Genomic DNA, 26,862 nt, shown 5'->3' on the forward strand with positions numbered 1-26,862 from the left:
TCCGGAGACTGACATGACAACAGAATGGGAACCGGGTCGGCTCAACAGCGATCTCGATGATGCCGGCTTCGATACGCTGGCGGTACGTGCCGGACAACGCCGCGGTCCCGAGGCGGAACACGGCGAAGCGCTTTTTCTGACTTCCAGCTATGTGTTTCGCAGTGCGGCGGATGCGGCGGCGTGTTTCGCCGGTGATGCGCCGGGCAACGTCTATTCACGCTACATGAACCCGACTGTGCGCACCTTCGAGGAGCGTATCGCCGCGTTGGAAGGCGCAGAGCAGGCGGTTGCTACCGCATCGGGCATGGCTGCGATTCTGGCTACGGTCATGAGTCTCTGCTCTGCCGGCGACCATATCCTGGTATCGCGTAGCGTGTTCGGAGCTACCGTCAGTCTGTTTGACAAGTATTTCAAGCGCTTCGGAATTGAGGTTGATTATGTGCGCCTCGCCGACCTGGATGGCTGGCAGACTGCGTGTAAACCGAATACGCGGATGTTCTTTGTCGAATCTCCCTCCAATCCGCTGGCAGAACTGGTGGATATCCGCGGTCTGGCGGCGGTGGCAGATGAGCAGGGTGCCTGGCTGGTTGTAGATAATTGCTTCTGCACGCCGGCCTTGCAGAAGCCGCTTGAGCTGGGTGCTCATATCGTTGTGCATTCGGCAACCAAATACATTGACGGGCAAGGGCGTTGCCTCGGCGGCGTAGTCGCCGGACGCAGTGAGCAGATGAAGGAAGTCGTCGGGTTTTTGCGTACCGCCGGTCCCACACTCAGTCCATTTAATGCCTGGGTGTTCCTCAAAGGGCTCGAGACGCTTCGTTTGCGCATGAGAGAGCATTGCGCAAACGCCCAGATTCTTGCCGAGTGGCTGGAGCAACAATCAGCCGTCCAGCGTGTTTACTACGCCGGGCTTGCATCTCATCCGCAGCATGAATTGGCCAAGTCGCAGCAAAGCGGTTTCGGCGCTGTGGTGAGCTTTGAGGTTGAGGGCGGTCGCGATGCCGCGTGGCGTTTTATCGACGCCACCCGCATGCTTTCTATCACCGCGAATCTTGGTGACAGCAAGACGACCATCACCCATCCGGCCAGCACGACCCATGGTCGACTGGCACCCGAGGTACGTTTGGCAGCCGGTATCAATGAAGGCCTGATCCGTTTGGCGGTAGGGTTGGAAGACGTGGAAGATCTCCGCGCAGATTTGCAGCGGGGGCTGTCTGCAATCTAGATGTAGCGCACAGTAGTGGCGAGAGCTATGGCTAGCGGATCACAAATCAGGTGATCCGTTTTGCTTCATGGGGTTGGGTTGTTCTACGTTTGAGAAGCCGCAGGGATAGTCGGCCAGCGTACGAGTATTCGCAGGCAGTGCGGCTTCACTCAAATCAAGGAAGAAACCTATGAAAGCTTTATATCTTGCTGTTCTGTTTGTCCTGTCGTCCTGGTTCGCGCTCCCGGTTGTCGCAGAAACAACCGCGGCCCCGTCATCGGTCATTTCGGTCAACATCAACAACGCCAGTGCTGCGGAAATCGCCGAAACTCTGCAGGGCGTCGGCGCAGCCAAAGCGGACGCCATTGTTGCTTACCGTGAGGCTAATGGCGATTTTGCCTCCGTCGAATCTCTGTCTGAAGTCTCGGGTATTGGCGCGGCCACTGTCGAAAAGAATCGTGCCCGCATCGCTCTGCAGTAAGTGCTGATCCCGCCTTGTCTCGACGGGCGTTATTGCACCTCGCTTGGCAATGACGCTCAGTCAGAACTTCAGGTTTTCAACCTGCTTACCGAATCCGTCAGCTGATGCGCCAGGGATGCCAGCTGTTCGCTGGTGCTGGCACTTTGACGTGTCTGATCTACAGTCTGTTCTGTAACGTCACGTATCTGGATGACGCTCTGGGTAATGGCCTCCGCCGCCTGGCTCTGCTGCTCGACGGCTGAAGCAATCTCGGAGTTGCCGTCACGGATAGCAGTGACCGCTGCGGTAATCTCGGCCAACGAAACGCCTGCCTGTTCTACCTGTTCAACCGACTCATGGGTCAAACGTGCGCTGTCCTGCATGTCCCGCACTGCATCACCTGTGCCGCGCTGTAGTCCCTCGATCATCCGTTGAATCTCGTTGGTAGATGTCTGCACGCGTTGAGCCAGCGCTCTGACCTCGTCCGCTACCACGGCGAAACCGCGCCCGGATTCACCGGCGCGGGCAGCCTCAATGGCAGCATTCAGCGCAAGCAGGTTGGTTTGTTCGGCAATCTCGCCAATCACCCTCACTACGCCGCTGATTTCCTGGCTGTGGCCTTCAAGGTTCTGCATATGCTGGGTACAGCGCTCAATGCTGGTCGCCAGTCCGGTAATCGTCTGACTAACCCGAACGACCTGATCACGACCTTCGCGCGCCAAGCCGTCTGTACGGTTGGAGCGTTCGCTGGTTTGCGCGGTGTTGCCGGCAATGTCCTGTACAGTGGCACCCATTTCGTTAACGGCAGCGGCGACCATGTCGGTCTCACCCTGTTGCGCCGTCATCCCGTCGCGGACCCGAGCCATCAGTCCTGCCAGTTCGCTGGCTCTGCGGTCCAGCTGCTCGGCTGCCTGGCGAACCGAGCCTACTACTTCTTGCTGGGCACTTTGCATGGCGTTGAAGGCTCTGGCGATGGAGCCGACTTCATCACGCGTGTCAGCGCGGGCACGTAATCGCAAGTCACCGGTTTCCTGCACGGATAACATGACGTCACGCACCGCGATGATATGGCGGGTAATAAACAGGATCAGTATCTGGGAGACCACCAGAACGCCGAGCATCAGCAGAAACACTGCAGGGGCGTAGGTAGTAATTCTGGAAAACAGCAACGCCATATAGACCTGGCGTTGAACACCGAGGGCACGTTGTTGCCCATCGACCTGCGCGACCCACACACCGAACAGGTCGCCAGTAGCTTGCGTCAGATCTTTTCCCGGGATCCAGACGCCAGACGTGCCGGCGCCGGCTTTCGCTTGGCTGCGTATCGCTGCCGGGTTGGTCCAGCTCAGGCCGGGTATGGCCTGGTTTTCAGGCAGGCTATGAATCAATGACGCGGCTAGTGCTTTGCGCTCGCTATGCAAAGCGTTTTGCTCGGCGTACAGGGCGACCAATACCAGTAACAACAGGCTGACGAAGGAAACCCCGTTCACTGCCCAGAACTTGTATTTCAGCGGTACATGCTTGAAAGAAACCATGCCTAATCCATTTCCCGAGTGGTATGCCTTGATATCGGTCGGTAACGCATATTCTTGATAGCAATAGCAAAACTTTTACCGGGGTTCGATGCAGTGCGGCCTGAAGCGGATCGGGTATACTTGCGTCTGGTTTGGGTCTGTTGACGTTTCGTCGGGGCTCGCCGCGAAACGAGGAAAACATGATGGAAGTGACCCAGGCGAAAACATTATTTATTGATCGCAATGAAGTGCTCGCAGAGTGGTGTGAGCGATGGCTTGAGTTGCCTTATGTTGCGGTAGATACCGAGTTCGTACGCACCGAGACGTTCTACCCGATAGCGGGTCTGATCCAGATCGGCGATGGACAACATGCCTATCTGATCGACCCGCTGGCTATCACCGAGTGGGCGCCTCTGGTCGAGCTGCTGGTCGCTCCCGGGGTGATCAAGGTATTCCATTCCTGTAGCGAAGATCTGGAAGTCTTTCATCATCTGTGTGGTGTGGTGCCGCAACCGTTATTTGATACACAGCTGGCGGCTGCCTATCTCGGCATGGACTTTTCCATGGGCTATTCCCGATTGGTAAAGGCCTTGCTCGATATCGAACTGGCCAAGGATGAAACGCGGTCGGACTGGTTGCAGCGGCCCTTGAGTCCGACGCAGCTACAATACGCCGCAGACGATGCGCTGCACCTCGCGCAAATATATGAACGCATGGCTCCGCGTATCGAGGCAGCGGGTCTCACCGCCTGGTTGCTCAGCGATACGGCGGAGCAGGGCAGCCACGTCGGGGTCTTGCAGGATCCTGACCAGGCCTATCGGGGCATCAAACAGGCCTGGCGCCTGAAGCCTGATGAACTGGCGATTCTCAAGCTGCTTGCGGCATGGAGGGAGAGGGAAGCGCGGCAGCGTGACCAGGCGCGTAATCGCATCTTGCGCGAATCGGCGATGGTGCCTATTGCCCAGCGTCAGCCAGACACCTTGCAGGCCTTGTCGCGGATCGAAGACATGCATCCACGCTCGGTCCGGCACGATGGCGAGATGGTGCTCGAGCTGATCCGTCAGGGCCAGGCGATACCCGAATCCGAGTGGCCACAACCCTTGCCTGAGCCTTTACCCGCGGATGCCAATCGTCTGCTGAAGTCTTTGCGCAAGGTCGGCCAGCGGCACGCGGTCCGGCTGAATATTGCACCTGAAGTGATGCTTCGAAAAAAGGTACTCGAAGCTATCGTACGTACGGGTTATCCAACAGGCCCTTACAGCCTGCCCGACGAACTGAATGGTTGGCGGCGCGAACTGATGGGCGCCGAATTACTCAACGTAGCCAATGCAGGCTGAATATGCAAATTGAAGTGTCGATCTACCGCAGCAAGCGCAAGCCGGGTATGTATCTTTACGTTCCGAAAGAAACGGATCTGGACGAGCTGCCCGGACATCTGTCGGTCGTTTTTGGCGTGCCGGAACACGCCATGGATCTGGTCCTGACCGAGCAACGTAAACTCGCGCGTGAGGACGTGCTCAAGGTGATGGAAAACCTGAAAAGCCAGGGCTATCACCTGCAGATGCCCCCTGAGCCGGAGGACTATCTGGTTCACCTTCCGGATGAGCTGTTATATCGGAATGACCCTGTCTGAAGGGCGCTGCTATAAACCAGAGCGCGCTGCTTCAGACCAGCATCTCCACCACGGTCGGGTGTCCAAGAAAGGTCGCGGGGCTGGCACTGGCCCCATAGGCGCCCGATTGCAGGACGACTACCCAATCGCCCGGCTCAGCTTCGGGCAGGCTGATCTTGTCAGCCAGGATATCCAATGGTGTGCATAGCGGGCCCTGGGCCGTCACTGTCTCGGTTGACGGCAACCCGGCCTTGTTACCGATGAGCACGGGATAGTTCTTGCGCAGCACCTGACCGAAGTTTCCCGAATTGGCCAGATGATGATGCAATCCACCGTCGCACATCAGGTACGTCTGGCCGCGGCTTTCCTTGCGCTCAATCACGCGGCATACGTAGTAGCCCGCTTCGCCAACCAGATATCGGCCCAACTCCATGACCAGCCGGGTCTCGCCAAGCCACTGGGCATTTTCATCGATAAGGCTTTGCAGATGCTTGCCTACCGCTGGTAGTTCAAGGGCCTGCTCACCCGGAAAATACGGAATACCCAGCCCGCCACCCAGGTTGATCAGTTCAAAGGGCTTGCCCCAGGCGTCGCTCAGACGCTTGGCCAGGGCGAAGGTCTGTAGCTGGGCCTCTTCGATCGCAGACTGGCGCAGGTTCTGTGAACCGCTGAATATATGCAGGCCGCAGAGTTGCAGCGGGCCTTCGCGCAGGGTATCCAGCAAGGCAGGGATCTGTTCGGCGTCGATACCGAAGGGTTTTGCACCGCCGCCCATTTTCATCCCGGAGGACTTGAGCTCGAAGTCAGGGTTTACGCGCAGGGCGATTCGCGGCTGCAGGCCGAGTTGTTGGGCGAGCGCCCGGATGCGTGTCAACTCACCAACGGATTCAACATTCAGCATGATACCGCTGGCGATTGCCGCAGCCAGCTCATGGTCGCCCTTGGCTGGCCCGGCAAAACTGATTTCTTTCGGGTCCATGCCGGTGTCCAGAGCTGTTCGCAACTCACCAATGGATGCGACATCCAGACCGTCCACCTCGCTGGCCATCAGTTGCACCACTGCTGGCATCGGGTTTGCCTTGATTGCGTAGTGGAGCTCAATCCGATCAGGGAGGGCGCTGCGCAGTTCTGCAACGCGACGCCGAATCATGGCGCGATCATAGGCATAGAAGGGCGTCTGGCCGGCACGCAGTGTCAGTCGCTGCAATGTCTGCGCATTTATCAGTAGTTGGTTGGCCTGAATCTGCAGGTTGGCAAAGGCGGCGTGCGTTGTCATATCTGTCCTGATTCAAAGGTTAAGGTCTGGCGCGGCGGGCGTCGCCACGCAGCGGATCAAGCAGGTACGACAGACCGTTGTGGTCGATTTCCTGCATCAACTCCAACAACCGGCCGATTTCTCCGGGCGGGAAGCCTTCGCGGGCGAACCAGTTCAGATAATGGCCTGGTAGATCTGCAATGAGTCGGCCCTTGTATTTGCCGAAGGGCATCTCCCGTGTCAGGAGTAGTTGCAGGTCTTCCGGTTTCATTGCGTTACCTTGAATCGTTTGGGCCTTTTGAGCAGCGCTCAGGCGTTATCGAACTGTTGTGCGTAGCGTTGGCGCAACAGGCTTCGATCGTACTTGCCATTGGCATTGCGCGGTATCGTTTCGGTCCAGATCCAGGCCTGGGGCTGCATATAGTTGGGTAGCCGCGACTTGAGCCAGCCCTGCAATTCGGCTTCGACATTTCGATCGCCACGTAGCACAGCGATGGGCGCCTGGCCGAGAGCGGGATGTTCCGCAGCGGTAATCACAGCCTCATCTATCAGGCCGCTTTCCAGCAATGTCTGTTCAATCTCATCGGGGCTGATTCGGTACCCGGAACATTTGATCTGCTCATCCCGCCGACCGACGAAAAACATGAAGCCATCAGCGTCGCGATACACCCGATCGCCTGACCACACCGCGAGTTCCGGGATCGGCTGTTGGCGCGGCTGGGAGGGTGCCGGCCGGAATCGCTCGGCGGTTCGTGCAGGATCATTCCAGTACCCCATGCCGACCAGCGCTCCACGGTGTACAAGCTCGCCTTCTTCTCCGTCGTCACACAGGCTGCCGTCGTCACGCACCACCATTACTTCGGCGTTTGGAATGGCGATGCCGATCGAACCGGGTTTGTCGTCGATTCGGGAGGGCGGCAGCCAGGTGGACCTGAACGCTTCGGTCAGGCCATACATCAGATAGGGCAACGCTTGGGGCTGTGCTGCACGCAGGACCTGCAATGTGGCTGCGGGCAAGCGGCCGCCGGAATTCGTGAAATAACGCAAACAGCGGGCTTCGTCCGGCCAATCCAGTTCGGCCAGCTGTTGCCAGAGAGGCGGCACACCGGCCAGGCCGGTCACCTGGTATCGCGCCACTGCCTTGACGACATCGCGCGGCAGCAGATAGTCGAGCAACACCACACTCGCGCCACGCAAAAAAGCCGTGGTGAGCTGCGACAAGCCGTAATCGAAGGACAATGGGAGTACCGCCAGGAGCCGGTCCTCGGGTGTGTTCCCGAGGTATCCGGCAACGCTTTGCGCGCCCACCAGCATATTGCGCTGGCTGAGCATCACCCCCTTGGGTTGACCGGTACTGCCGGAGGTGTAAAGCAACGCGGCCATATCGCTGTCGATCGATCTGGATGGTGCTGGCTGGACGGTAGGCAGATCAGTCCAGAGAAGCGTTCGGACCGGCAGCTCCGCGGACTTATCAACCAGAATGACGCCGGCCAGCTCAGCGCAGTCAGTGAGCATGTCTTTCAGCTGACCCGCCCGTTGAGCGCTTGTAACCAGCCAGCGAACGCCTGCATCGCGCAGAATGTGGCCGACCTGGTCGGCTTTCAGCTGGGGATTGACCGGAACAAAGACTGCGTCTGCGCGGTTGCTGCCGAATAGCGCGATCACGGTTTCAGGTTGCTTTGGAAGGTAGACAGCGATGCGATCGTTACGCTGAATGCCCAGAGCCTGCAGGCTGCCGGCAAAAGCCTCGACGCTTTCCCGCAGCTGAGCGTAGACAAGAACCTGGTCGCGCCAGACAAGCGCAGGCGCACCCGGATTGCGGCAGCAGCTGTGTTCTATGAGTTGGTAAAGACGCGTAAGCATGAGTCTGACCGGCTAAAAAAAGGCCGCCAGTTTACCTGATTCGCCCGATATCCATCGCCCGCTTCACCACGAGCGCTGGATATTTTTCTCGGAGATCTGCTCGTTCAGCGTCCAGTAGTCATACAGCACGCCAAGCAGGAACAGGCCGCCCGTGAAGAAATAAATGATCGCGGTGATCCACTTGCCCAGATACAGACGGTGAGCGCCAAAAATGCCGAGGAAGGTGAGCAATACCCAGCTGAGATTGAAATTGATCGGGCCGCTGCGAAAGCGCCGATCGGCTTTATCGTCCATGGACGGAATCAGAAACAGATCGACAATCCAGCCGATGAAAAACAGGCCCAGCGTGAAGAACCACAGCGTGCCGGTCCAGGGTTTGCCGTAGTAGAAACGGTGAGCGCCCATGAACCCGAAGATCCACAGCAGGTAACCGATGGTTTTGCTGTGAGTGTCAGAATATGCCATTAGTGCTACCTCAATTCCTTTTAGCTGTTGTGCAATACTTCCTAACCATAAATGATTACTGGAGCAGGTGCATGGTAGTACGGAAAAAAAACGGGCTCGTGCAGCAAGCCCGGGAACAGGCCGGACGTCTCACTACCCAGCGATTACGGATCGGAGTAACCGGACTCAGCGCCGCCGGTAAAACTACCTTCATCACCAGCCTGATCAATCAGCTGGAGAATCACCAGCGAGGTTTGCTGGCCAGACGTGCGCCCTTTGACCGGCTGGAATCAGTCCGCTGGCAGCGTGATTCAGTCGAGCAGCCTTTTCCGTACCTTGAGGCGCTGCGGTCATTGTCGCTCGATCCGGCCAGCTGGCCGGAATCCACCCGCGATTTGTCCCGCGTTGTGGTGGATCTACGTTTTCGCTCGCGCGGGTTTCTCAAGAAGCTGCACGGCCCCCGTTCACTGCGGCTCGAGATCCTGGATTATCCGGGCGAGTGGCTGCTCGATCTGCCATTACTGCGCCTGAGCTACGGCCAGTGGTGCGAACAGATGCGCAGCTGGCTGGATACCGAACCAAGACGCAGTCTGGCCGGACCCCTGCGGGACGAGCTGATGGCCTTGCAAACTGACCAGCCGCACGATCCCGAGCAACTGGCAAAGCTCACCGAAGATTGGACCACGTTTCTACAGCGCTGCCGCAGCGAGGCGGGGCTGGCACGCAACCAGCCCGGCCGATTCCTGTTGCCTGGCAGTGGTGTTGCGCCGGAGATGCTGCGGTTTGTACCGCTGTTATCCGCGAACCAGCACAGCAGTGGCAGCAAGGGCAGCTGGTGGGCCGAGTGTGAAGCGCGCTTCAACTATTATCGCGACTACATCGTCAAGGGGTTCTATGACGAGCACTTCAGTCGGCTGGATCGGCAGATACTGCTGGTCGATATGCTGGCGCCGATGGATGCAGGTCAGCATGCACTAAGCGACCTTAAAGCAGGGCTTGAGTCAGTGCTGGAAAGTTTCCGCTATGGCCGTAACAGTTTCTTCGAGCGGTTGTTCAAGCCGCGCATCAACCAGCTGGCGGTCTGCGCAACCAAGGTTGATCAGGTGGTGCCCGGACAGCAGCGAGCGGTGCAACAGTGTTTGGAAGACCTGGTTACCGATAGCCTGTCCGAAGTCAGGCATGGCGGCGTGAAAGTGCGCGGTTTTCCGCTGGCAGCGATCCGTTCGACGCGTCAGGAGGGTGACGCGCTGGTGGCCGGGCTGGTCGGTAAAACCGGTTGGGTGCGTTACCAGCCCGGCAGTATTCCCGAACACCTTCCGCTCGATCTCAAGGTCGAAGGACCTGAACTGCTCAGGTTGCGCCCACCGCCCGGGTTGCATCGCAACGAACCCTTTCCCCACTACCGTATGGATGACCTGATCGGCTGGCTGGTGGATGGGAGTCAGCTATGAAAGAGAACGAGATGCCGCGCGAGAAAACCCGAATCCTGGAAACCTGGGAGCAGCCTGCCACCGAGGCCGAACTGACGCGCACCCGCATTATTGGCGAAGCCAGCATGACCCCGCGCGAGCAGGAAATTGCCGAAGAGCTACCTTTGCCCGGCGCGATCAACGCACCACCCCTGAGTCTGTGGCCGCGTCGCTTGTGGCGCGCGGCAGTGGGTGTTGCGCTCGGCGGCGCCGTGTATGAATGGTCCACCTGGACATTGGCTGCCTGGCAGTGGCATCCGGTGGCGGGTGGGTTGCTGGGCGCGCTGGGTGTCGGTATTGCCGGCACGGGTTTAATGGCTTGGCGCGACCTGCGCCGTCATCGCGGGCGACTGACCGAGCTCGAGCAGTTGCGTCTGGAGATGCAGGCGGCGCTGGCTGATCCGCGCGAGCGTCTGGCTGTGGATTGGTTGGATCGCCTACAGGACCTGTACGCCAATACACCGCTGGCCTCGCGCATGCGCATCGCCTGCGCTGACCTGGATGGCTCACACGGTGCTGATGAAATCAGCCGGCGGCTGAATCTGCTGTTCTATCAACCGCTGGATTTGCAGGCGCGGCAAATGGTGCGTCGCGGTGCCATAGGCACGGGCATGCTGGTAGCGACCAGTCCCTGGGTCGCGGTGGATCTCATGCTGGTGGTCTGGCGGAACCTGCGAATGATGCAACGGGTAGCGGTCTGTTTCGGATTGCCGATGGGACAGCTCGGGCGCTGGCGATTGGCGCGTCACGTGCTGCGCAATATTGCCCTGGCCGGCGGCACCGAGATGGCCATCGGTGCACTGAGTGACAGTCTGCTGTCCGGGATAATGGAAAAGCTGGCAGCCCGTATAGGGCAGGGGATAGGGGTCGGCTTGTATAGCGCTCGACTGGGTCACTTCACCCTGGATTTGTGTAGAGCAGTGCCGCTGCCGGACCGCGATATGTTGGCCGAGGACAACCGCGGCGTCATCAACGGAATTCGGGAACGCTTAGGTAAGGTAAAGGATGAACCAACCCTATAAGTCACGCCAGCGCTGGTTGATGGAGCGCTGGCTGGCCAAGCGGCGCAAAACGCTGGTCAAGCGCTGGGAAGCGCTACAGAAACAGTTGAAGCCGGCCGATTGGTCCGCTCGCTGCGCTCGGATGCTTGCAATCCCTGACACGGAAGTGTCGGGTTGGAAGCCGCGGGCGGGTTCAAGTAGCGACGAACTCGGACTGCTCATGCAGGTCTTGCCGCTTCATCAGCGTCGCTGGCTGGCGTCTTTGCTTGATGCACCAAGCGCCGGCCCCAACACCTTGATAGAGGCAATCGAGCGGCTTCAGCTCGATTGGCGCGTGCGGCTGGATCCATTGCACAGCCACCGCGAATACGCTGCGCAACTGGTCGTGCTTACCCGGCAACTGGATCTGAAGCCTGCTGCCGAATCAGCGTATCTGGAAAACGAACAGAAGATCTTCCCGGCGATCGATGAGCTTCTGTTCGAGTCTCTGCCTCTCAGGCTGCGTACTATCATGCTTGAACGTTACCAGCCGGGTTCCGGCAATTATGTTGTCTGGTGGCAGACTCAACTGCTCGCGCGGGCGGGTGAGCCTGGCTTTACGCTGAATGGTCTGGGTGAGCACGACTGGCCGGAGCTCCCGGCGGCCTGGCTGGCGCTCGGCTGGTTGTGCGGGCTGCGCTTGATCGGCGGGTCCGCACCATAAGGCTACATTCCGCAGCTGGATGATGCCTGAGCAGGTCTTTGCGGCCCTGGCAGTATCACCTAACATACTGAAAACATTCATAAGAGAGACACCCATGACTTTCGCTGATCTGCTCGCTGCGCTGGCTGAATCTCCAGACCATCAGGTTACTGTCCCCGCCACCTGGGCCCAGGGTCGGGCTGGCTATGGCGGCTTGATCGCCGCGCTGGTATTTGAAGGCATGCGCGCCAAAGCCAGCGGCCGCCCGGTTCGGTCGTTGGCAATTACCTTTGTCGGTCCGGTCGCGCCCGGAGAACCGATGCAGGTAGAAGCCGAGGTACTGCGAGAAGGCAAGGCAGTCACGCAGATCCTTGGCCGAGCCATGCAGAATGGCCAGACGATGTGCATTATTCAGGGCAGCTTTGGCGCGTCCCGTGAGTCCGTTGTTGATGTCGCCGCTGAAGAGGCGCCGCAGGCGAAGGCTCCGCAGGAGTGCAAGGAGCTGCCTTTCGTCAAGGGAATCAGTCCCGATTTTATTCAGCACTTCGCGGTGCGCTGGCTTTACGGCGATCTGCCATTTACCAATAGCCGCAAGCGCGAAATGGGCGGCTGGATGAGCTTCAGCCACGACGAAGGCGATATCCACGAAGGGCATATCCTGGGACTGATGGATGTGTGGCCGCCTGCGGTGCTACCGCACCTGTCGCAACGGGCACCGGCCAGCACGCTGACCTGGACCATCGAATTCATGCAGCCACAACCGCAGGTCGGCAATACCGAATCCCTGCTATACCGGGCGGAAATCGAGCGCGCCAAGGATGGTTACGGCCATACCGCAGCCAAAGCCTGGAATGAGCGCGGTGAGCTGGTTGCTATCAGCCGTCAGACCGTCACAGTGTTCGGCTGATAGCGCTTTACCGGAAGGTCAGGGTAGCTCGGCGATCAGCGTCGCGCGTAGCGGGGCCGGGTACCCTTCGCAGGTCAGTGCGGCATTATCGGGATCGAGGAAATCCGGTAGCGACTGGAAGCGCATCCAGTCGGTACTGCGCTGCTCTTCGGTGCTGGTGCGATTAAGATCAACGCAGCGGATATTGACGAACCCCGCGCGACTCAGCATACGTTCAAGCATCGCCACCGACGGCAGGAACCACACATTACGCATCTGGGCGTAGCGGTCCTGCGGCATCAGACAGCTGTGCTCGTCGCCTTCGATAACCAGCGTTTCCAGCACCAGTTCTCCACCTCGCGCGATACAGGCCTTGAGCTGTAGCAGATGGTCGATCGGGGAACGTCGGTGGTAGAACACCCCCATAGAAAACACGGTATCAAAACCGCCGGTGGGCTCCGGCAGGTCTTCCAGCGTTAGCGGTAGCAGCCAGACGGGCGCGTCCGGCAGGTAATGCCGCACCGCCTCGAACTGCGTCATGAACAACAGGTTCGGATCCACCCCGATAACCTGTCGGGCTCCGGTTTGCCACATTCGCCACATGTAGTATCCGTTGCCACAACCGACATCCAGTACCCGTTTGCCTTCCAGCGACAGGTGCGGCGCTACGCGCTGCCACTTCCAGTCGGAGTGCCATTCGGTATCGATATGAATGCCGAACAGCTCAAAGGGACCCTTGCGCCAGGGGTGCAGGCCTCGCAGCGACTGTTCGAGCTGCGCGTGCTCGGCCTCAGTCAGCTCGCCGGCCCGGCCGATCGTGACACGATCCTGCAACTGAACGCTTGGCTGCGCGCGGTCCGGCAACAGTTCCAGACAGGCTTGCCAGCGCGGCAGATCGCCGTGCTTGCGCGCAGTTTCCATACGTTTCTCTAGGGCAGCGGGCAGGGGGTCCAACCAGTGTTCGAGCGGCGTACCTGTCAGGCTGCGATACAGCGGTGCGAAATCAATCATTTATGGGCAATCATCGAGCCGAAGTTGAGACATTGGAACCAGCTATGGGCGTGCTTGAAGCCGGCCTCCTGCAGCCGTTGTAGATGCGTCTCCAGCGTGTCCGGCAGCATCACCTTTTCAATCGCGGTGCGCTTCTGCGCAATTTCCAGTTCGCTATAACCGTTGGCGCGCTTGAAGGCGTAGTGCAGTGACTCGAGGCTTTGTTGAGTATTCGCATCAGCGAAGCGCAACTTCTCGGACAGGATCAGGATGCCGCCGGGCAACAAGGCATCGTAGATGCGCGTAAGCAGGCCCAGGCGCTGTTCCGGGTTGATGAACTGTAAAGTGAAGTTCAGTACCACGACGGAACAGGGCTCGAACCGCAGGTTGAGAATATCGCCATGCACCACGTCGATGGGCGTCAGCTCCTCCACCATCGAATCCTGTGCGGTGAGATACTCGCGGCAGCGTTCTGTCATCGCCTCTGCATTATCGACGGCGCGGATATGGCAGCCGTCGGCGCGCACGTGACGGCGCATGGACTGGCTGGCGGCACCGAGGGAACAACCCAGGTCATAGATCAGGCTGCCTGGTTGAGCGTATTGCCCGGCGATCAGCCCAATACTCTCTACAATGGTGGGATAACCGGGTACAGAGCGTTTGATCATGTCGGGAAAAACTTTCGCCACATCATGATCGAATACGAAGTCAGCCACCCGGTTCAGTGGGGCGGCGAACAGTTTGTCTACTTCCGTCATGGTCAGGTCCGGATCGTCTGAAGGTTCGGATTTTAGCGTAAAACGAGGCGTAAGAGGGCGGGGACAGTCCAGCGCCTTTGGTGGGCCTTGCCGCTTTCAACGGCACAAACTGCGACCGCAGTAGCTACAGCTGTTCAGCGTTTATGACGATTCCGGCGCTTCTCAGTACAGCAGCTCCCGGACGACCCGCTATGTCATGAAAATGACCATTACGGTTATGATACGCACCGCGAACCATTTTTTGACGACTGAGTCATTGCGCAGCTCGTTTTTCAGTCGTTGTGATGTCATAGTGATATCTGTCGCAAGGGGAAGATCTTGTCGGCGTGGGGAGACGGCGACGACGCAGCACAGCGTTTGTCGTTCATATAACAGAGGATAGGGTATGGCAGTAAAGCGCCAGTTCGTTTTCGGCGTCGCCTCGGTGGCGGCTCTTTATGCAGGTTTGAGCAATGCCCTGGGGTTAGGAGAGGTTGAACTGCAATCCGCCCTGAATCAGCCCTTGAACGCCGTCATTCAGCTGCAAGGCAGCCAGGGAATCGCTCCGGATGAGATCCGGGTATCGCTCGCTGGCGCTGACGCTTTTGCCAATGCTGGTATCGAACGTCCTTTCTTCCTGTCCGACCTGCGCTTTACGCCAGTGGTCACTGGCAACGAACTGGCCGTCCGTATCCAGTCAAGCAAGCCGGTACTTGAGCCCTATCTGAATTTCCTGGTTGAGCTACGTCAGCCCAACGGCCGGGTGTTGCGTGAATACACGCTCTTGCTCGACCCACCGCTGTACGACCCTAACTCAGGTGTGTTGAGCCAGACGCCCGTGCGTGAAGCATCCGCAGCGCCAACTCAGCGCACCGCCAGCGGTTCTCCTTCTACTAATCGCTCTGCTGCGCCTGCCTCGCAAGCGCAATTGCCGGATATATCCGCGCAGCCAGGTGCCAGCACTTACACCACGGTCGCCGGCGATACCCTTTGGGAAATAGCGGAGAAAACGCGTCCGGCCGATTCGGTTTCGATCCGCAATAACCTGCTGGCTATCCAGGCCCTTAATCCAGACGCGTTCATTGGCGGCGATATTGGTCGGCTGCGCAGCAATGCCACGCTGGTGCTTCCCACTGCAGAGCAGTTGGGCGTTGAGGCCACAGCGCAGACCGGCTCGGCAGACTCGACCACAACCAGTGCAGGGGCTCGGGAGGCACGGCCTGGTCAGGCAGCAGCGGAACGGGTGGCCAGGTCCGATACACCGGAGGCAGCGTCATCCACTGAGCGCGTGCGTTCGGAAGGGGCCGGGTCGAATCCCGCTGCGCGGTTCCGGATCGAAGAAACCACCCCGGACACCGCGATCGCCGACAATCAGGTGCTGCTTGAGCGCCTGCAATCGTTGGAGGCGCGATTCAATGTGCTGTTGAACGAGCTGGATGCGCGTGACCGCCAGATTGCCAATCTGCAGGCGGAGCTTGAGGTATTGCGTGCAGCCCAGGCCTCCGAGGCACAAAGCACGCCGGACGATATCGCGCCGGTAGGCACAGTTGATGAGGGCACTGAGGAAACCGGCACTGTCTCGGCGACCGGCAGCGCTGAACCGGAATCCGGGGCTATCGCTGCTGAAGTTGTCTTGCCTGAGCCGCAAGCCCGCAACGAGACGTTCTTCACCCGCTGGTGGCCTGTGCTATTGGGTCTTCTCGCAGCATTGCTTGGAGTATTGGCATGGCTGTGGAAGCGTAAGCAGGATGAGCAGGAAGCAGACACAACGACAATCGACGGACGAGAGCTGACGGTGCCTGAAGCGGCGGCGGCGTCCCTGGCGGCCGAGGCTGCAGTGCAAACCACTATGGTTAAAGAAGCTGTGTCTCCTCGAGTGACGCGCTCGGTGGACCCGCTCGATGGCGTGGAGCTCTATATCACCTACGGGCGCTTTGCTGAAGCACTGGTGATGGTGGAGCGGGCAATTGAAGAGAATCCCAAGCGTCTGGACCTGCGCTATCAGCAGCTGCGAGTGCTCGCGGAGCTGGGCGAGCTGCGCCAGTTTGTCGAGCAGGAACAGGCGGTCCTCGCGCTCGGGGGCAACTCAGCGCGCATTGATGAAATCAAATCCAGCTACCCGACGTTGTTTGCCGGACGCAATGATGAGGTTGAGCAGATTGATGAACTCGAGCCATTACTGGACGAAGATTTCGATGGGTTCGCAGACAATACCCAGCCTTACGCGTCAGACGATCTCGCCGCCGATGAGGAAACCAGCGAGTTGAATCTCAACGATTTTACGCTGGATCCTGACTGGGACCTGATCGAAGGGCTGACCCCCGCGCCAGGCAATCGCGACCCGGAAGGTCAGGACCCCGAGGCGCAACCGGAGCCGCATGATGACGAAATGCTCCGTGATGGTCTGCGCAAGATGCCCGAGGTCGAAGAGCTGGATGACGACGAGGACCTCTTCCCTGGCAAGCAGGGCACGCAAACACCGCGTCGTGACAGTTAAGGGATAATCGGGTCACTGCGCCAGTCTGGCTGCACGCTGGACGGGCGCAGTGGCTCCGGTTTGCTAGCTGATACGGGTTCGCTAGCTGAATAGTCGCTTGGCCACATCGCGGAAATGACTGGCGAAGTGGATGGTCATCCCCTTGGTCAGATAATCCGGCAACTCCTCGAAATCACCTCGATTGGCTTCAGGCAGTATCAGTTCATAAATGGATTGCCGACGCGCTGCGATAACCTTCTCTCTGATACCCCCGACAGGCAAGACCTGTCCGGTCAGCGTGATTTCCCCGGTCATGGCAATTCCTTCCCGTGGCGCCTCGTCGCGCGCCAGTGAGAGCAGCGCACTGGCGATGGTTACGCCTGCACTGGGGCCGTCCTTGGGCGTCGCGCCCTCGGGTACGTGCAGATGCACGAAGGCTTCATCGAAGAAGCTCTTGTCTGCCTTGTACCGTCCAAGATTGGCACAGACGTAGCTATAGGCGATTTCCGCCGACTCCTTCATCACGTCTCCAAGCTTGCCGGTCAGCTTGAACCCCCGATTAAGAGTATGAATGCGGGTTGCTTCGACGGGTAAGGTTGCGCCACCCATCGAAGTCCAGGCCAGGCCGGTAATGATACCGACACCCTTGAGTGTCTTTTCCGTACGGAATGCGGGGGTGCCGAGCAGCGTTTTGAGGTCGTCCGGCTTGATGCTGACCTTGCGCTCAGGGTCGTCCAGTAGCTGCATGACCGATTTGCGGATGATCTTGGCCAGCTGTTTTTCCAGATTGCGCACGCCAGCTTCCCGTGCATAACCCTCAATGATCTCGCGCAGTGCCTTGTCCGTAATACGCAACTGGCTCTTGCGCAGTCCGGCGCGCTCCAGCTGTCGCGGCCAGAGATGGTGCTTGGCGATGGCCAGTTTTTCCTCTGCGATATACCCGGACAGGCGAATCACATCCATGCGGTCCAGGAGCGGGCCGGGAATGCTGTCCAGCGTATTGGCTGTACATACGAACAGCACCTTGGACAGGTCGAGCCGCATATCCAGGTAGTGATCGAGAAACTGGCTGTTCTGCTCCGGGTCCAGTGTTTCGAGCAGCGCCGAGGCCGGGTCGCCCTGATGACTGCTGCCGAGTTTGTCGATTTCGTCGAGCATGATCACCGGATTCATCACGCCAACATCCTTGAATGCCTGTACGAACTTACCCGGCATGGCGCCGATGTAGGTACGACGGTGACCCTTGATCTCGGCTTCGTCACGCATCCCGCCAACGCTGAACCGGTAGAACGGGCGCCCCAGGCTTTCCGCTATAGAGTGGCCAATGCTGGTCTTGCCTACGCCAGGCGGGCCGACCAGCAGGATAATCGAGCCTGAAACCGAGCCTTTGAACGCACCGATAGCGAGAAACTCGAGTATGCGTTGTTTGACGTCTTCGAGCCCATCGTGATCACGGTCAAGCACCTTGCGGGCATGTTTGATATCCAGCTTGTCGGTATGCGTCAGGCCCCAGGGGATCGACGTGGCCCAGTCCAGGTAATTGCGGGTTACGCCGTATTCAGGGGAGCCGGTCTCCAGTATTGATAGCTTCTGCAGTTCCTCCTCGATTTTCTTGCTGGCTGGCTCGGGCAATGTCTTGTCCGCCAGCCGCTGGCGGAACTGCTCGATATCTGCCGTGCGGTCGTCCTTTGATAATCCCAGTTCGCGCTGGATAACCTTGAGCTGCTCTTTCAGGAAGAACTTGCGCTGATGCCCGGTGATGGTGCGGTTTACCTCCGCGCTGATCTCGCCCTGCAGCCGCGCAACGTCGATCTCCTTCTTGAGCATGACCAGCACTTTTTCCATGCGCCGCAGGATAGGAATCGTGTTCAGCACGTCCTGCAGCTCTTCCGCGCGTGCGGATGTCAGCGCCGCCGCGAAATCCGCCAGCGGCGAAGGCTGATTGGGGCTGAAGCGGTTCAGGTAGTTTTTCAGCTCCTCGCTGTAGAGCGGGTTCAGCGGCAACAACTCCTTGATCGCGTTGATCAGTGCCATGGCATAGGCGCGCACTTCGTCGCGCTCATCAGTCGGTGACTCGGGATACTCGACCTCGACCAGGTAGGGCGGCTTGCGAGTCAACCAATTGGATATGCGAACGCGGGTGAGCCCCTGGGCTATGAACTGGATCTTGCCGTCTTCCTTGACCGCATGATGGATCTTGACTGCGCAGCCGATCTCCGGGAGATGGGTGCTGTCAATGTCGCCACTTTCATCCAGCGGCGCGTCCACATAGAACAGACCCAGCGCGTGGTGGGGAGTGTTGGCGACCCGCTCGATGGTCTCTGCCCAGGGCGTCTCGTTGATGACCACGGGCATGACCTGGGCCGGGAAGAACGGCCTGTTGTGGATGGGCAACAAGTAGATTTTATCCGGCAGCCGCTGGTTGGGAATGACCAGACCGGTGCCAGGTTCGAAATCCTGTTTATGTTCCTGCTCGTCCCCTTCGATGAAATCTGGTTTCGTTGAAGACTGATCAGTCATTGAAGATTCCTGTAATGGTTGAATTCAATATTGTGAGTCTCTTGCAATGAGATGGTGCCTGCATTGCTGTATTTCAATAGCGCCTCTATGACCGCAAGGTGCTGTGCTCAAATGTCAAGTTCGACTCGTCGGATGGCTGACTTTGAACTAATGTGGATGCAGAGCCGGTAGCGTTGTGCTGGCCTGAATCGATGCGTATCGGGTTGAGTGCCTTAATGGGGACACTGCGGGGCTGTCACTGCTGATATCAGCAGGCCATTCATGAACCTTCGGCGAGCGTGCTGTGGCAGAATTGCATTCCGATCAGGCGGGATCTGATGAACGAGCCCGATATCCAGGGCCAAACGGGGCAGGCATGAGAACCGTATTCGACGCCCTAGCACCAAGGAGCTAAAAACATGACTGGAAATGCAGGGATTTTGACGGCTACCTTCGCCGTCTACATCGCTATCATGCTTGCAATCGGGTTTATCGCCTACAAGCGAACCAGCAATCTGTCCGACTATATCCTCGGTGGTCGCACCATCGGGCCAGGTACTGCAGCGCTTTCCGCCGGGGCCTCGGATATGAGTGGCTGGTTATTGCTCGGGCTGCCGGGATATGCATTGGTCGCTGGCTATGAAGCGACCTGGATTGCCGCCGGGCTGCTGGCGGGCACTTATCTAAACTGGCTGATCGTGGCGCGGCGCTTGCGCGTGTATTCCCACGCGGTTAATGATTCGCTGACTCTGCCGGCTTATTTCGAATTCCGCTTTGAAGATAAGTCCCGTCTGCTACGGGTGATCTCGGCTGTGTTCATCCTGCTGTTCTTCCTGTTCTATACCAGTTCGGGTCTGGTTGCTGCAGGCAAGCTGTTCGAAAGCACGTTCGGCCTGAGCTACGAGCTGGCCGTCGTCGTGGGGACGTTGATCATCGTTTCCTACACCTTTTTCGGTGGCTTTCTTGCGGTGTCCTGGACTGACGTCATTCAGGGCCTGCTGATGGCAGCGGCACTGGTCGTGGTTCCGCTGATGACACTGAACACCATGGGCGGCTGGGGCGAAGCGCGCAACGCCATGGAAGCAGCCAACCCCGAATTACTGTCGTTTTTCACCGATGTCGATGGGGAGGCGCTCGGCTTCGTTGCCATCATTTCCTTGTTCGGCTGGGGGTTGGGGTATTTCGGCCAGCCGCATATCCTTGCGCGTTTCAAGGCTGTCGGGGATGACGCAGCGCTGCCTACCGCGCGGCGTATTGCGGTGCTCTGGAGTGCGGTCTGCCTGTTCGCTGCGTTGATGACCGGCTGGGTAGGAATCGGCTATTTTGGCGAGGCTGGCCTGGAAGACGCCGAGACGGTGTTTCTGTCGCTGATCCAGGCACTGATGCATCCGCTGGTGGCGGGTATCCTGCTCGCCGCAGTGCTGGCTGCCATCATGTCCACCGCTGACTCGCAGCTGTTGGTGTCGTCTTCAGCGCTGGCGGAAGATTTCTACAAGGCGTTGTTCCGCCGTGATGCCACCCAGAGCGAACTGGTCTGGGTAGGGCGCTTCGCCGTGGTCGGTATCGCCGTTCTGGCGTTGATCTTTGCATTCAATCCAGAGAGCACGGTGCTGGGCCTGGTGTCCTATGCCTGGGCCGGCTTTGGCGCTGCATTTGGCCCAGCGGTCATCCTCTCGTTGTTCTGGAAGCGCATGAACCGCAATGGCGCGTTGGCTGGCATCATCGTGGGCGGCATAACCGTCGTGGTCTACAAACAGATCGACACTATCGGTCTGTACGAGATTATCCCCGGCTTCATTCTGGCAACGCTTGCCATCGTGATCGTCACGCTGCTGACGCCTGAGCCATCTAAAACCATTCAGGAAACCTTTGACGACGTAGCCAATCGCTACTGATCCAGAAAAGGAAAGGGCCGAACTGCAGACAGTCCGGCCCTTTTTGCTTCGCCTCTGGAGTATTGCTTTCTGTGTTGCTATGCAGGCATAACTGGGCTCCCGTCAGCCTTCGATAACCGCAAGTAGAAAGCTGTATTCTTCGGCCAGTTCGCGCATGGCCTGATAACGTCCACTGGCCCCGCCATGCCCTGCGCTCATCTGAGTGCGTAGCAGCAGCGGACGGTGGTCAGTCTTGTGATAGCGCAGTTTGGCAACCCACTTGGCAGCCTCCCAGTATTGAACCCGCATGTCGTGGTATCCGGCCGTAACGAATAACGCCGGGTAATCCTGTTTGCGGACCTGTTCATAAGGGGCGTAGCCCTTGATGCGTTCTGCCACCTGCGTCTCGGCCGGGTTGCCCCATTCCTCGTACTCGCCAATGGTCAGAGGAAGGGCGGGATTGTTCATGGTGTTCCATACATCGACAAAAGGCACATCTGCCACCGCTGCAGCGAACAGCTCAGGTCGCTGATTGATGACGTTGCCGATAAGCAGCCCGCCGGCGCTACCGCCGGCGACAACCAGTCGCGGGCTGTCGGTGTATCCTCTCTCTATCAGATGCTCCGCGCAGGCAATGAAATCCTTGAAGGTATTTTCCTTGTGCTCGAGTTTGCCCGCCTGATACCAGGCCTCTCCCATATCTGCGCCGCCGCGCACATGGGCGATGGCGAACACCCAGCCGCGATCCAGCAGTGAAAGTCGGGCGTGGGAAAACCAGGGATCCATGCTTGCGCCGTAGGAGCCGTATCCATACAGATAACAGGGCGCCAGGGCGTTCAGGCTGCCTGGCCGACCGACAAGACTGATAGGTATGCGCGTGCCGTCTGGTGCCGTCGCCCATTCGCGCCTGACGCTGTAATCGTCTGCTGAAAATGGTCCTTCTACCGGCGTTTCCTTGAGTATCTGTTGTTCACCACTGGATAGGTCCAATGCGCGAACCTGAGCTGGCCGGTTCAGCGATTCATAGCGCAGTCTGATGCGCTCGCTGACGTATTCTTCGCCGCCTTGTACGTGCAAACTGTAGACGGCATCAGGCATTTGTACGGTATAAGCGGCGCCGGCCTGCGGACGCACTTCAAGGGCGATCAACCCCTGGTCGCGGTAATGCAGAACCAGCCCGTGCTGTTGTACATCAAAGTCTTCCAGTGTGCGGGCCGAGTCGGTTTCTACGAACATTTCCCAGTGATCCCGCGAAGGAGTCAGAGGGTCGCAACGATAAAGGCAGAAATTCTCACCCTGGGCATTACTGCGAATGAACAGACCCTGCGGGCCATGATCGACCTGATATTCGTGCCCTTCATGGCGTTCGGCAAGTAGTTCCCACTGGCCTTCAGGCTCATCCGCCGATAACACCCGCACCTCACTGGTGTTCTTGCTGTCGCAGGCAAGCATCAGCCACTGCTCGGAGCTGCTGCGGTAGGCGTGGACGTAGAAGCGCTGGTCAGCTTCGTGAAATACCTTTTGCGCAGGCTGTCCCGGTCGCAATCGCCACAATGTCGAAGGGCGAGACGTCTCGTCCATACTCATCGCAAACAGCGTCGTGCTGTCATTCGCCCAGGTCAGGCTGCCATCAGCCTGGGGTAGATCAAGCTCGGTTACCTCACCGGTACTGAGATCTTTCAGGTAAAGCTGATAGGTCTCGTTACCCTGACGGTCAAGGCTATAAGCCAGCCAGTGGTGGTCCGGGCTGATCGTGAATCCACCCAGATGCAGAAAGTCATCACCGGCTAATACGTTCAGGTCGAGCAGCAGTTGTTGCGTCGCTGGGTCAATCTCGAGGCCGCCATTGTCCGGACGGGGGCACCGGTAGAAGCGCGGATATTCGGCACCGGCCTCGGTGCGTTGGTAATATAGCCAGCCTCCCTTGGTGGCGGGAAGCGACAAGTCTGTCTCACGGATGCGTCCGCGAATTTCCTCGAAGAGCTGATCGCGACGATCCTGATTTTCCGCCAGCCATGTTTCGGTATGACGGTTTTCTTCTTCCAGATATGCCAGGACTTCCGGAGCATCGCGCTGCTCCAGCCAGGCATAGGGATCTATCGCTTTTTCGTCTCGGCGGGCAACGGGTGGCATCAGTCTGGGACCTCGGATGGTAAAAACGATATTATAGCTGCTCGCACACTCACACCGGTTGTACCACCCATGTTGAATGAATCCGAATACCAGACTGTCTGGATGATTTATCTTGCTGCGGCAGCCTGTGCCTGGCTGGTCTGGTGGCAAATGACCCGCTGGATCAAATGGTGGTTCGTACGCGAACCGCTTTGGGTGATCGCTGCGGTGTTGTTATTCGTCCCGGCGCGGGTTGATCCGGCGGAGCCGTGGATGGCTCCGGCTTTCTTTATATGGCTGCTGGATACGCTATTCGATACGGGGGACAACGTGGGCAGAATGTTGGGCAATCTCAGTCTGGCACTTGTGATCGCGGGTATTGCCTACGTAGGGCTGGTTCTGTTGCGTGCCGGTTGGCGGCATTGGCGCGGCAGAAGTAACGAGTCGGCAGCGGCAGCTCGCTAGGGTCTGCTCCCGTTTCATTGCGAGCCGCGTGGCTGTTTCGGATGGCGCCAGTCCTAGCGGCGTTCCGCAGGTAAAGGTTGTTCACTTGCCAGGTCTCGCAGCGCCGCATGGCTGCATGGCTTTACGAGAAACGCAACCTGAGGGGACGGAGCCGCGATGAACAGGCGCAGACTCCAGGGAGCAGCCGAGGCAGCGGCAGTGCGCTGCCCCGCATCAAGTCATTCGCCGGTTTTCTGCTCGTACATGTTTCTTGCCAACTGCATGATCTGTTCCTGGAAATCGGTCCGCTGACTGTCAGTCATGGGGCAAATGCCGATCTGTTCGAACAGTCGATAACCGCGAACCGAAAAGAACAGGATGCTTGCCTGAGCCAGGCCCAGGGGCGATTTCTCCAGAATATCGAACAGCCCCTGTATGTCATCGGACGTCGTGCGCAGTAGCGCTGGATTACTGGCTGCAGCTGCGAAGATTGCCGAATCGAGATTCTTCTCTTCTGTCGATTCACTCAGGTTGCTGAGCAGCAAGGCCTTGAGCTCACGCATGGGCTCATCGGGCAGAACGCTTTCATAGGCTCCCCAGCGGACACGGAAACGCTCCAGGCGGTGTTCGATCATGGCTGACAGCAGAGCTTCACGGTCTGGAAACTCGGCGCGAAGGGTCGATTCATCAACGCCGGTGCGTTCGCTCAGACTGGCGAAGGTAAGCTGGGATGCGCCCAACTCGCTGACGATGGCCTCGGCGGCACGAAACAGACTCAACCGAAGCGCGTCGTTACTCTTTTTTTCATTGCTACTGTCCACTGCGAAAACCTCTTCCGGACAATGGGTGGCGGGCGCTAGATGCTGGTTTTCAAGCGATCTTGGCTCCCTCGGATCGTTGGCCCCTAGGGTACGACTTACCGGCTGGGCAGGCGAGTTTTTTTTAGATTAGCGCGGGGGAGGACGAAAGCGGAGACAGGGTTGGAGACAGGGTTGGAGACAGGGCAGAGCAGACGATACACAAAGTCCAGACGAAAAAAACCCGGCCGGGGCCGGGTTTTTTAGTCAGATACCGGATTAACCGATGATCTGAATGTTCGCAGCTTGCTTGCCTTTAGGACCAGTAGTGATGTCGAAGGACACCTTCTGGTTCTCGGCGAGGGATTTGAAGCCCTGAACCTTGATTTCGGAGAAGTGGGCGAACAGATCATCACCACCGCCGTCCGGAGTAATGAAGCCAAAGCCTTTAGTGTCGTTGAACCACTTAACTGTACCAGTTGCCATTTCGGATAATTCCTATCAAATTAAAATACTTGAGAACACTCACGTGAGCAGACTCAATGGTAGCGCGGGAATCGAAGATTACGAGAATGACAAACTTACGTACTAAAAGTGCGCTTGTAGCCTACTACTCTATCTTGAAAACCTACGCGCTCACTGTGCGCCTTAAAGCAGATCCTGTCAAGCAATGCTTGTACAGTCGCGTTCAGGCACCAAATGAACGAAATTCAGTATACGACAGTTTCAGAAAATAACATCCCTTTCGTCGGTTTTTTACTGAATGTCGGATCGGAGGGGCTGCGGGCCCTCGGCAAGGCTGCTATCAAACATCCACGGAGGCGCGGCCTGCCTCGACGCCAGGTCGTTTGTAGGGATATACATCGATGATCTGCCCAGCGCTGATTTTTTCCTGCAGCATCTTCCAGTAGTCGGCGTCGAACAGCTCACCGTGCATGCTGGCGAACAGCTTGCGGTGGTTGATATCGGCGAACAGGAAAACCGGGAATTCCTCCGGAAAGACATCGTTGGGCCCGACCGAGTACCACGGTTCGGACGCCATTTCCTGCTCGGGATACATTGGCTCGGGGATATGCCTGAAGTTCACTTCGGTCAGGTAACTGATCTCGTCATAATCGTAGAACACCACGCGGCCATGGCGGGTTACGCCGAAATTTTTCAGCAGCATGTCGCCCGGAAAAATATTCGCAGCGGCTAGTTGTTTGATCGATTTTCCGTAATCCAGCAGCACTTCGCGAGTTTGGGTCTCGCTGGCTGTTTCGAGATAGATGTTAAGGGGCGTCATGCGCCGTTCGGTCCAGCAGTGCCGTATGAGGATGACGTCGCCTTCTTCTATTACTGTCTGGGCCGCCACCTCCAGCAGCTCTGCCAGGCAGTCGGGGTCGAATCGATCGCGCGGAAAACGGAAGTCCGAGAACTCCTGCGTATCGGCCATGCGGCCGACCCGGTCGTGGCGTTTCACCAACCGGTATTTTTCGATGACGGTCGCCCGGTCAATGTTCTTTGACGGAGCAAAGCGGTCCTTGATGATCTTGAATACGGTGTTGAAGCCGGGAAGCGTAAAAACGCTCATCACCATCCCGCGTACCCCCGGCGCCATGACGAACCGATCTTCCTTGCGCGCCAGGTGTTCGATCAGGGCGCGATAGAATTCGGATTTGCCTTGTTTATAAAAGCCGATCGCGGTGTACAGCTCGGCTATATGCTTGCCCGGTAGCAGCCGCTTGATGAAGCTGATCATCTCGCAGGGCACAGGTGCATTGACCATGAAATAGGAGCGGGTGAAGGAGAAGATAATCGACACTTCTGCTTCATCGGTAATCAGGGTATCCACGCTGATGCCCTGATTTTCATGGTGAACAAGCGGCAACACAAAAGGCCATTGCTCTTCCTGGCTGAGGAGTCTGCCCACCAGGTAAGCGCCCTTGTTGCGGTAGAACACGTTCTGAATTATCTCTACCGTCAATCCGCGATCCAGCTGGGCCCAATCGGGCAAGCCCTGCCTTAGATAGGCGACGATTTTTGCGCAATCGCCATCGAAGTCGTGCCATGGCGTTTCGAAGCTGTATTCCTCAAGAATCTGTCGCGCCAGATCTTCCAGCGAGCCTTCGGATATGAATCCTCTGGTCAGTGGTATACGTGACGGCGGGCGGGTTACCGGTCTGGTGGTGTGGACAAACATGGTGCGGTCACTGATCAGTTCGTGACGATGGAACCGGCAGAAGATCGAGTTGTACCAGGTCTCTGCCAGCTCTCCATCGAGCCGTGGATCGATCAGCTCTATATATGCATCGCGGATGTGCGGCCAGTTGCGGACATCCATGATGTCGGTCAGTTCGAATTGCCCGTTCAGGCTGTGCGCGGTCGCTTTGACGCATTCTTCGTACATGTTAATGCGCGCAGTCGAAGCGTCCTGAATATCGACCCAGCGCGCCTGCTCGAAACGGCTGCGCGCGCCGCGGGTAATTTCCTGGAAACGGGCTCTGTAGACATCAAACCCGACAAGGATGTGCTGGGCAATACGTACATGTATCAACGGCATG

23 protein-coding genes and 1 pseudogene are annotated in these 26,862 nt (G+C 58.2%); 11 read left to right on the top strand and 13 right to left on the bottom strand.

Translation table 11 applies throughout. From position 1 onward, the window contains the following. Positions 1-13 precede the first annotated feature (13 nt). Both HG264_RS03855 and HG264_RS03860 read left to right on the top strand, forming a co-directional pair. The gene (locus HG264_RS03855; protein ID WP_169406419.1) at positions 14-1,225 is read left to right on the top strand and encodes an O-succinylhomoserine sulfhydrylase; all 1,212 of its coding nucleotides are present in this window, start codon (positions 14-16) and stop codon (positions 1,223-1,225) included. 169 nt (positions 1,226-1,394) lie between these two features. Further along, complete coding sequence (locus HG264_RS03860; protein ID WP_169406420.1) at positions 1,395-1,685, top strand: helix-hairpin-helix domain-containing protein; 291 nt, start codon at positions 1,395-1,397, stop codon at positions 1,683-1,685. Positions 1,686-1,753: 68 nt separating this feature from the next. Here HG264_RS03860 and HG264_RS18780 read toward each other — a convergent pair whose 3' ends face one another. After that, positions 1,754-2,299, bottom strand: a complete 546-nt coding sequence (locus tag HG264_RS18780) for a methyl-accepting chemotaxis protein (protein WP_372240220.1) — start codon at positions 2,297-2,299, stop codon at positions 1,754-1,756. A 318-nt stretch (positions 2,300-2,617) separates the two neighbouring features. Then, positions 2,618-3,199, bottom strand: a pseudogene (locus HG264_RS18785) (methyl-accepting chemotaxis protein); the annotation flags it as partial. A 179-nt stretch (positions 3,200-3,378) separates the two neighbouring features. On the opposite strand from HG264_RS18785, the gene rnd reads away from it, so the two are divergent. Both rnd and HG264_RS03875 read left to right on the top strand, forming a co-directional pair. Beyond that, positions 3,379-4,515: a ribonuclease D gene (rnd, locus tag HG264_RS03870; RefSeq protein ID WP_169406422.1), complete on the top strand. Its 1,137-nt coding sequence runs from the start codon at positions 3,379-3,381 to the stop codon at positions 4,513-4,515. Positions 4,516-4,517: 2 nt separating this feature from the next. Next, the gene (locus tag HG264_RS03875; protein ID WP_169406423.1) at positions 4,518-4,811 is read left to right on the top strand and encodes a YcgL domain-containing protein; all 294 of its coding nucleotides are present in this window, start codon (positions 4,518-4,520) and stop codon (positions 4,809-4,811) included. A gap of 31 nt (positions 4,812-4,842) precedes the next feature. On the opposite strand, the gene HG264_RS03880 is transcribed toward HG264_RS03875, so the two are convergent. The 4 genes from HG264_RS03880 to HG264_RS03895 form a co-directional block, all read right to left on the bottom strand. After that, positions 4,843-6,066, bottom strand: a complete 1,224-nt coding sequence (locus HG264_RS03880; RefSeq protein WP_169406424.1) for a pyridoxal-dependent decarboxylase, exosortase A system-associated — start codon at positions 6,064-6,066, stop codon at positions 4,843-4,845. A gap of 19 nt (positions 6,067-6,085) precedes the next feature. Continuing rightward, positions 6,086-6,316 (bottom strand): DUF3820 family protein, encoded by a 231-nt coding sequence (locus tag HG264_RS03885; protein WP_169406425.1) that lies wholly within the window; start codon positions 6,314-6,316, stop codon positions 6,086-6,088. Positions 6,317-6,354: 38 nt separating this feature from the next. Further along, positions 6,355-7,908 carry an acyl-CoA ligase (AMP-forming), exosortase A system-associated gene (locus tag HG264_RS03890; protein WP_169406426.1) on the bottom strand — a complete coding sequence of 518 codons (1,554 nt, stop codon included), beginning with the start codon at positions 7,906-7,908 and terminating at the stop codon, positions 6,355-6,357. A gap of 63 nt (positions 7,909-7,971) precedes the next feature. Continuing rightward, on the bottom strand, positions 7,972-8,373 hold the full coding sequence (locus HG264_RS03895) for a TM2 domain-containing protein (protein WP_169406427.1): 402 nt from the start codon (positions 8,371-8,373) through the stop codon (positions 7,972-7,974). Between the two features lie 71 nt (positions 8,374-8,444). On the opposite strand from HG264_RS03895, the gene HG264_RS03900 reads away from it, so the two are divergent. The 4 genes from HG264_RS03900 (at position 8,445) to HG264_RS03915 (ending at position 12,411) form a co-directional block, all read left to right on the top strand. Beyond that, entirely contained in the window at positions 8,445-9,803 is a 1,359-nt protein-coding gene (locus HG264_RS03900; protein WP_169406428.1) for a YcjX family protein, read from the top strand. After that, a complete protein-coding gene (locus HG264_RS03905) occupies positions 9,800-10,843 on the top strand; it encodes a TIGR01620 family protein (RefSeq protein ID WP_169406429.1) in 1,044 nt (347 codons plus the stop codon). Before HG264_RS03900 ends, HG264_RS03905 begins: the two co-directional genes overlap by 4 nt. Then, positions 10,827-11,525: a hypothetical protein gene (locus HG264_RS03910; protein ID WP_169406430.1), complete on the top strand. Its 699-nt coding sequence runs from the start codon at positions 10,827-10,829 to the stop codon at positions 11,523-11,525. Before HG264_RS03905 ends, HG264_RS03910 begins: the two co-directional genes overlap by 17 nt. Positions 11,526-11,619: 94 nt before the next feature. Next, positions 11,620-12,411, top strand: coding sequence for an acyl-CoA thioesterase II (locus tag HG264_RS03915; RefSeq protein ID WP_169406431.1), 792 nt, complete (start codon positions 11,620-11,622; stop codon positions 12,409-12,411). An 18-nt stretch (positions 12,412-12,429) separates the two neighbouring features. Here the strand turns inward: HG264_RS03915 and cmoB are convergent, their stop codons facing one another. Next, complete coding sequence (cmoB, locus tag HG264_RS03920; RefSeq protein ID WP_169406432.1) at positions 12,430-13,401, bottom strand: tRNA 5-methoxyuridine(34)/uridine 5-oxyacetic acid(34) synthase CmoB; 972 nt, start codon at positions 13,399-13,401, stop codon at positions 12,430-12,432. Then, on the bottom strand, positions 13,398-14,138 hold the full coding sequence (cmoA, locus tag HG264_RS03925) for a carboxy-S-adenosyl-L-methionine synthase CmoA (protein WP_169406433.1): 741 nt from the start codon (positions 14,136-14,138) through the stop codon (positions 13,398-13,400). Before cmoA ends, cmoB begins: the two co-directional genes overlap by 4 nt. 385 nt (positions 14,139-14,523) lie before the next feature. Here cmoA and HG264_RS03930 point away from each other — a divergent pair, with 385 nt between their 5' ends. After that, the gene (locus HG264_RS03930) at positions 14,524-16,614 is read left to right on the top strand and encodes a FimV family protein (RefSeq protein ID WP_169406434.1); all 2,091 of its coding nucleotides are present in this window, start codon (positions 14,524-14,526) and stop codon (positions 16,612-16,614) included. Positions 16,615-16,695: 81 nt separating this feature from the next. Here HG264_RS03930 and lon read toward each other — a convergent pair whose 3' ends face one another. Next, on the bottom strand, positions 16,696-19,113 hold the full coding sequence (gene lon / locus HG264_RS03935) for an endopeptidase La (protein WP_169406435.1): 2,418 nt from the start codon (positions 19,111-19,113) through the stop codon (positions 16,696-16,698). A gap of 398 nt (positions 19,114-19,511) precedes the next feature. On the opposite strand from lon, the gene putP reads away from it, so the two are divergent. Continuing rightward, positions 19,512-20,987, top strand: a complete 1,476-nt coding sequence (putP, locus tag HG264_RS03940; RefSeq protein ID WP_169406436.1) for a sodium/proline symporter PutP — start codon at positions 19,512-19,514, stop codon at positions 20,985-20,987. A gap of 102 nt (positions 20,988-21,089) precedes the next feature. On the opposite strand, the gene HG264_RS03945 is transcribed toward putP, so the two are convergent. After that, complete coding sequence (locus HG264_RS03945) at positions 21,090-23,099, bottom strand: S9 family peptidase (protein WP_169406437.1); 2,010 nt, start codon at positions 23,097-23,099, stop codon at positions 21,090-21,092. A gap of 69 nt (positions 23,100-23,168) precedes the next feature. Here HG264_RS03945 and HG264_RS03950 point away from each other — a divergent pair, with 69 nt between their 5' ends. Continuing rightward, on the top strand, positions 23,169-23,543 hold the full coding sequence (locus tag HG264_RS03950) for an MFS transporter (protein WP_169406438.1): 375 nt from the start codon (positions 23,169-23,171) through the stop codon (positions 23,541-23,543). Between the two features lie 218 nt (positions 23,544-23,761). On the opposite strand, the gene HG264_RS03955 is transcribed toward HG264_RS03950, so the two are convergent. The 3 genes from HG264_RS03955 to aceK form a co-directional block, all read right to left on the bottom strand. Then, positions 23,762-24,343, bottom strand: a complete 582-nt coding sequence (locus HG264_RS03955; protein WP_169406439.1) for a TetR/AcrR family transcriptional regulator — start codon at positions 24,341-24,343, stop codon at positions 23,762-23,764. 255 nt (positions 24,344-24,598) lie between these two features. Then, positions 24,599-24,805: a cold-shock protein gene (locus tag HG264_RS03960; protein ID WP_036989629.1), complete on the bottom strand. Its 207-nt coding sequence runs from the start codon at positions 24,803-24,805 to the stop codon at positions 24,599-24,601. 319 nt (positions 24,806-25,124) lie between these two features. Next, positions 25,125-26,861: a bifunctional isocitrate dehydrogenase kinase/phosphatase gene (gene aceK / locus HG264_RS03965; RefSeq protein ID WP_169406440.1), complete on the bottom strand. Its 1,737-nt coding sequence runs from the start codon at positions 26,859-26,861 to the stop codon at positions 25,125-25,127. Between the last annotated feature and the right edge of the window lies 1 nt (position 26,862).

Source organism: Pseudomonas sp. gcc21 (genome assembly GCF_012844345.1).
Classification (GTDB): Bacteria; Pseudomonadota; Gammaproteobacteria; order Pseudomonadales; family Pseudomonadaceae; genus Halopseudomonas.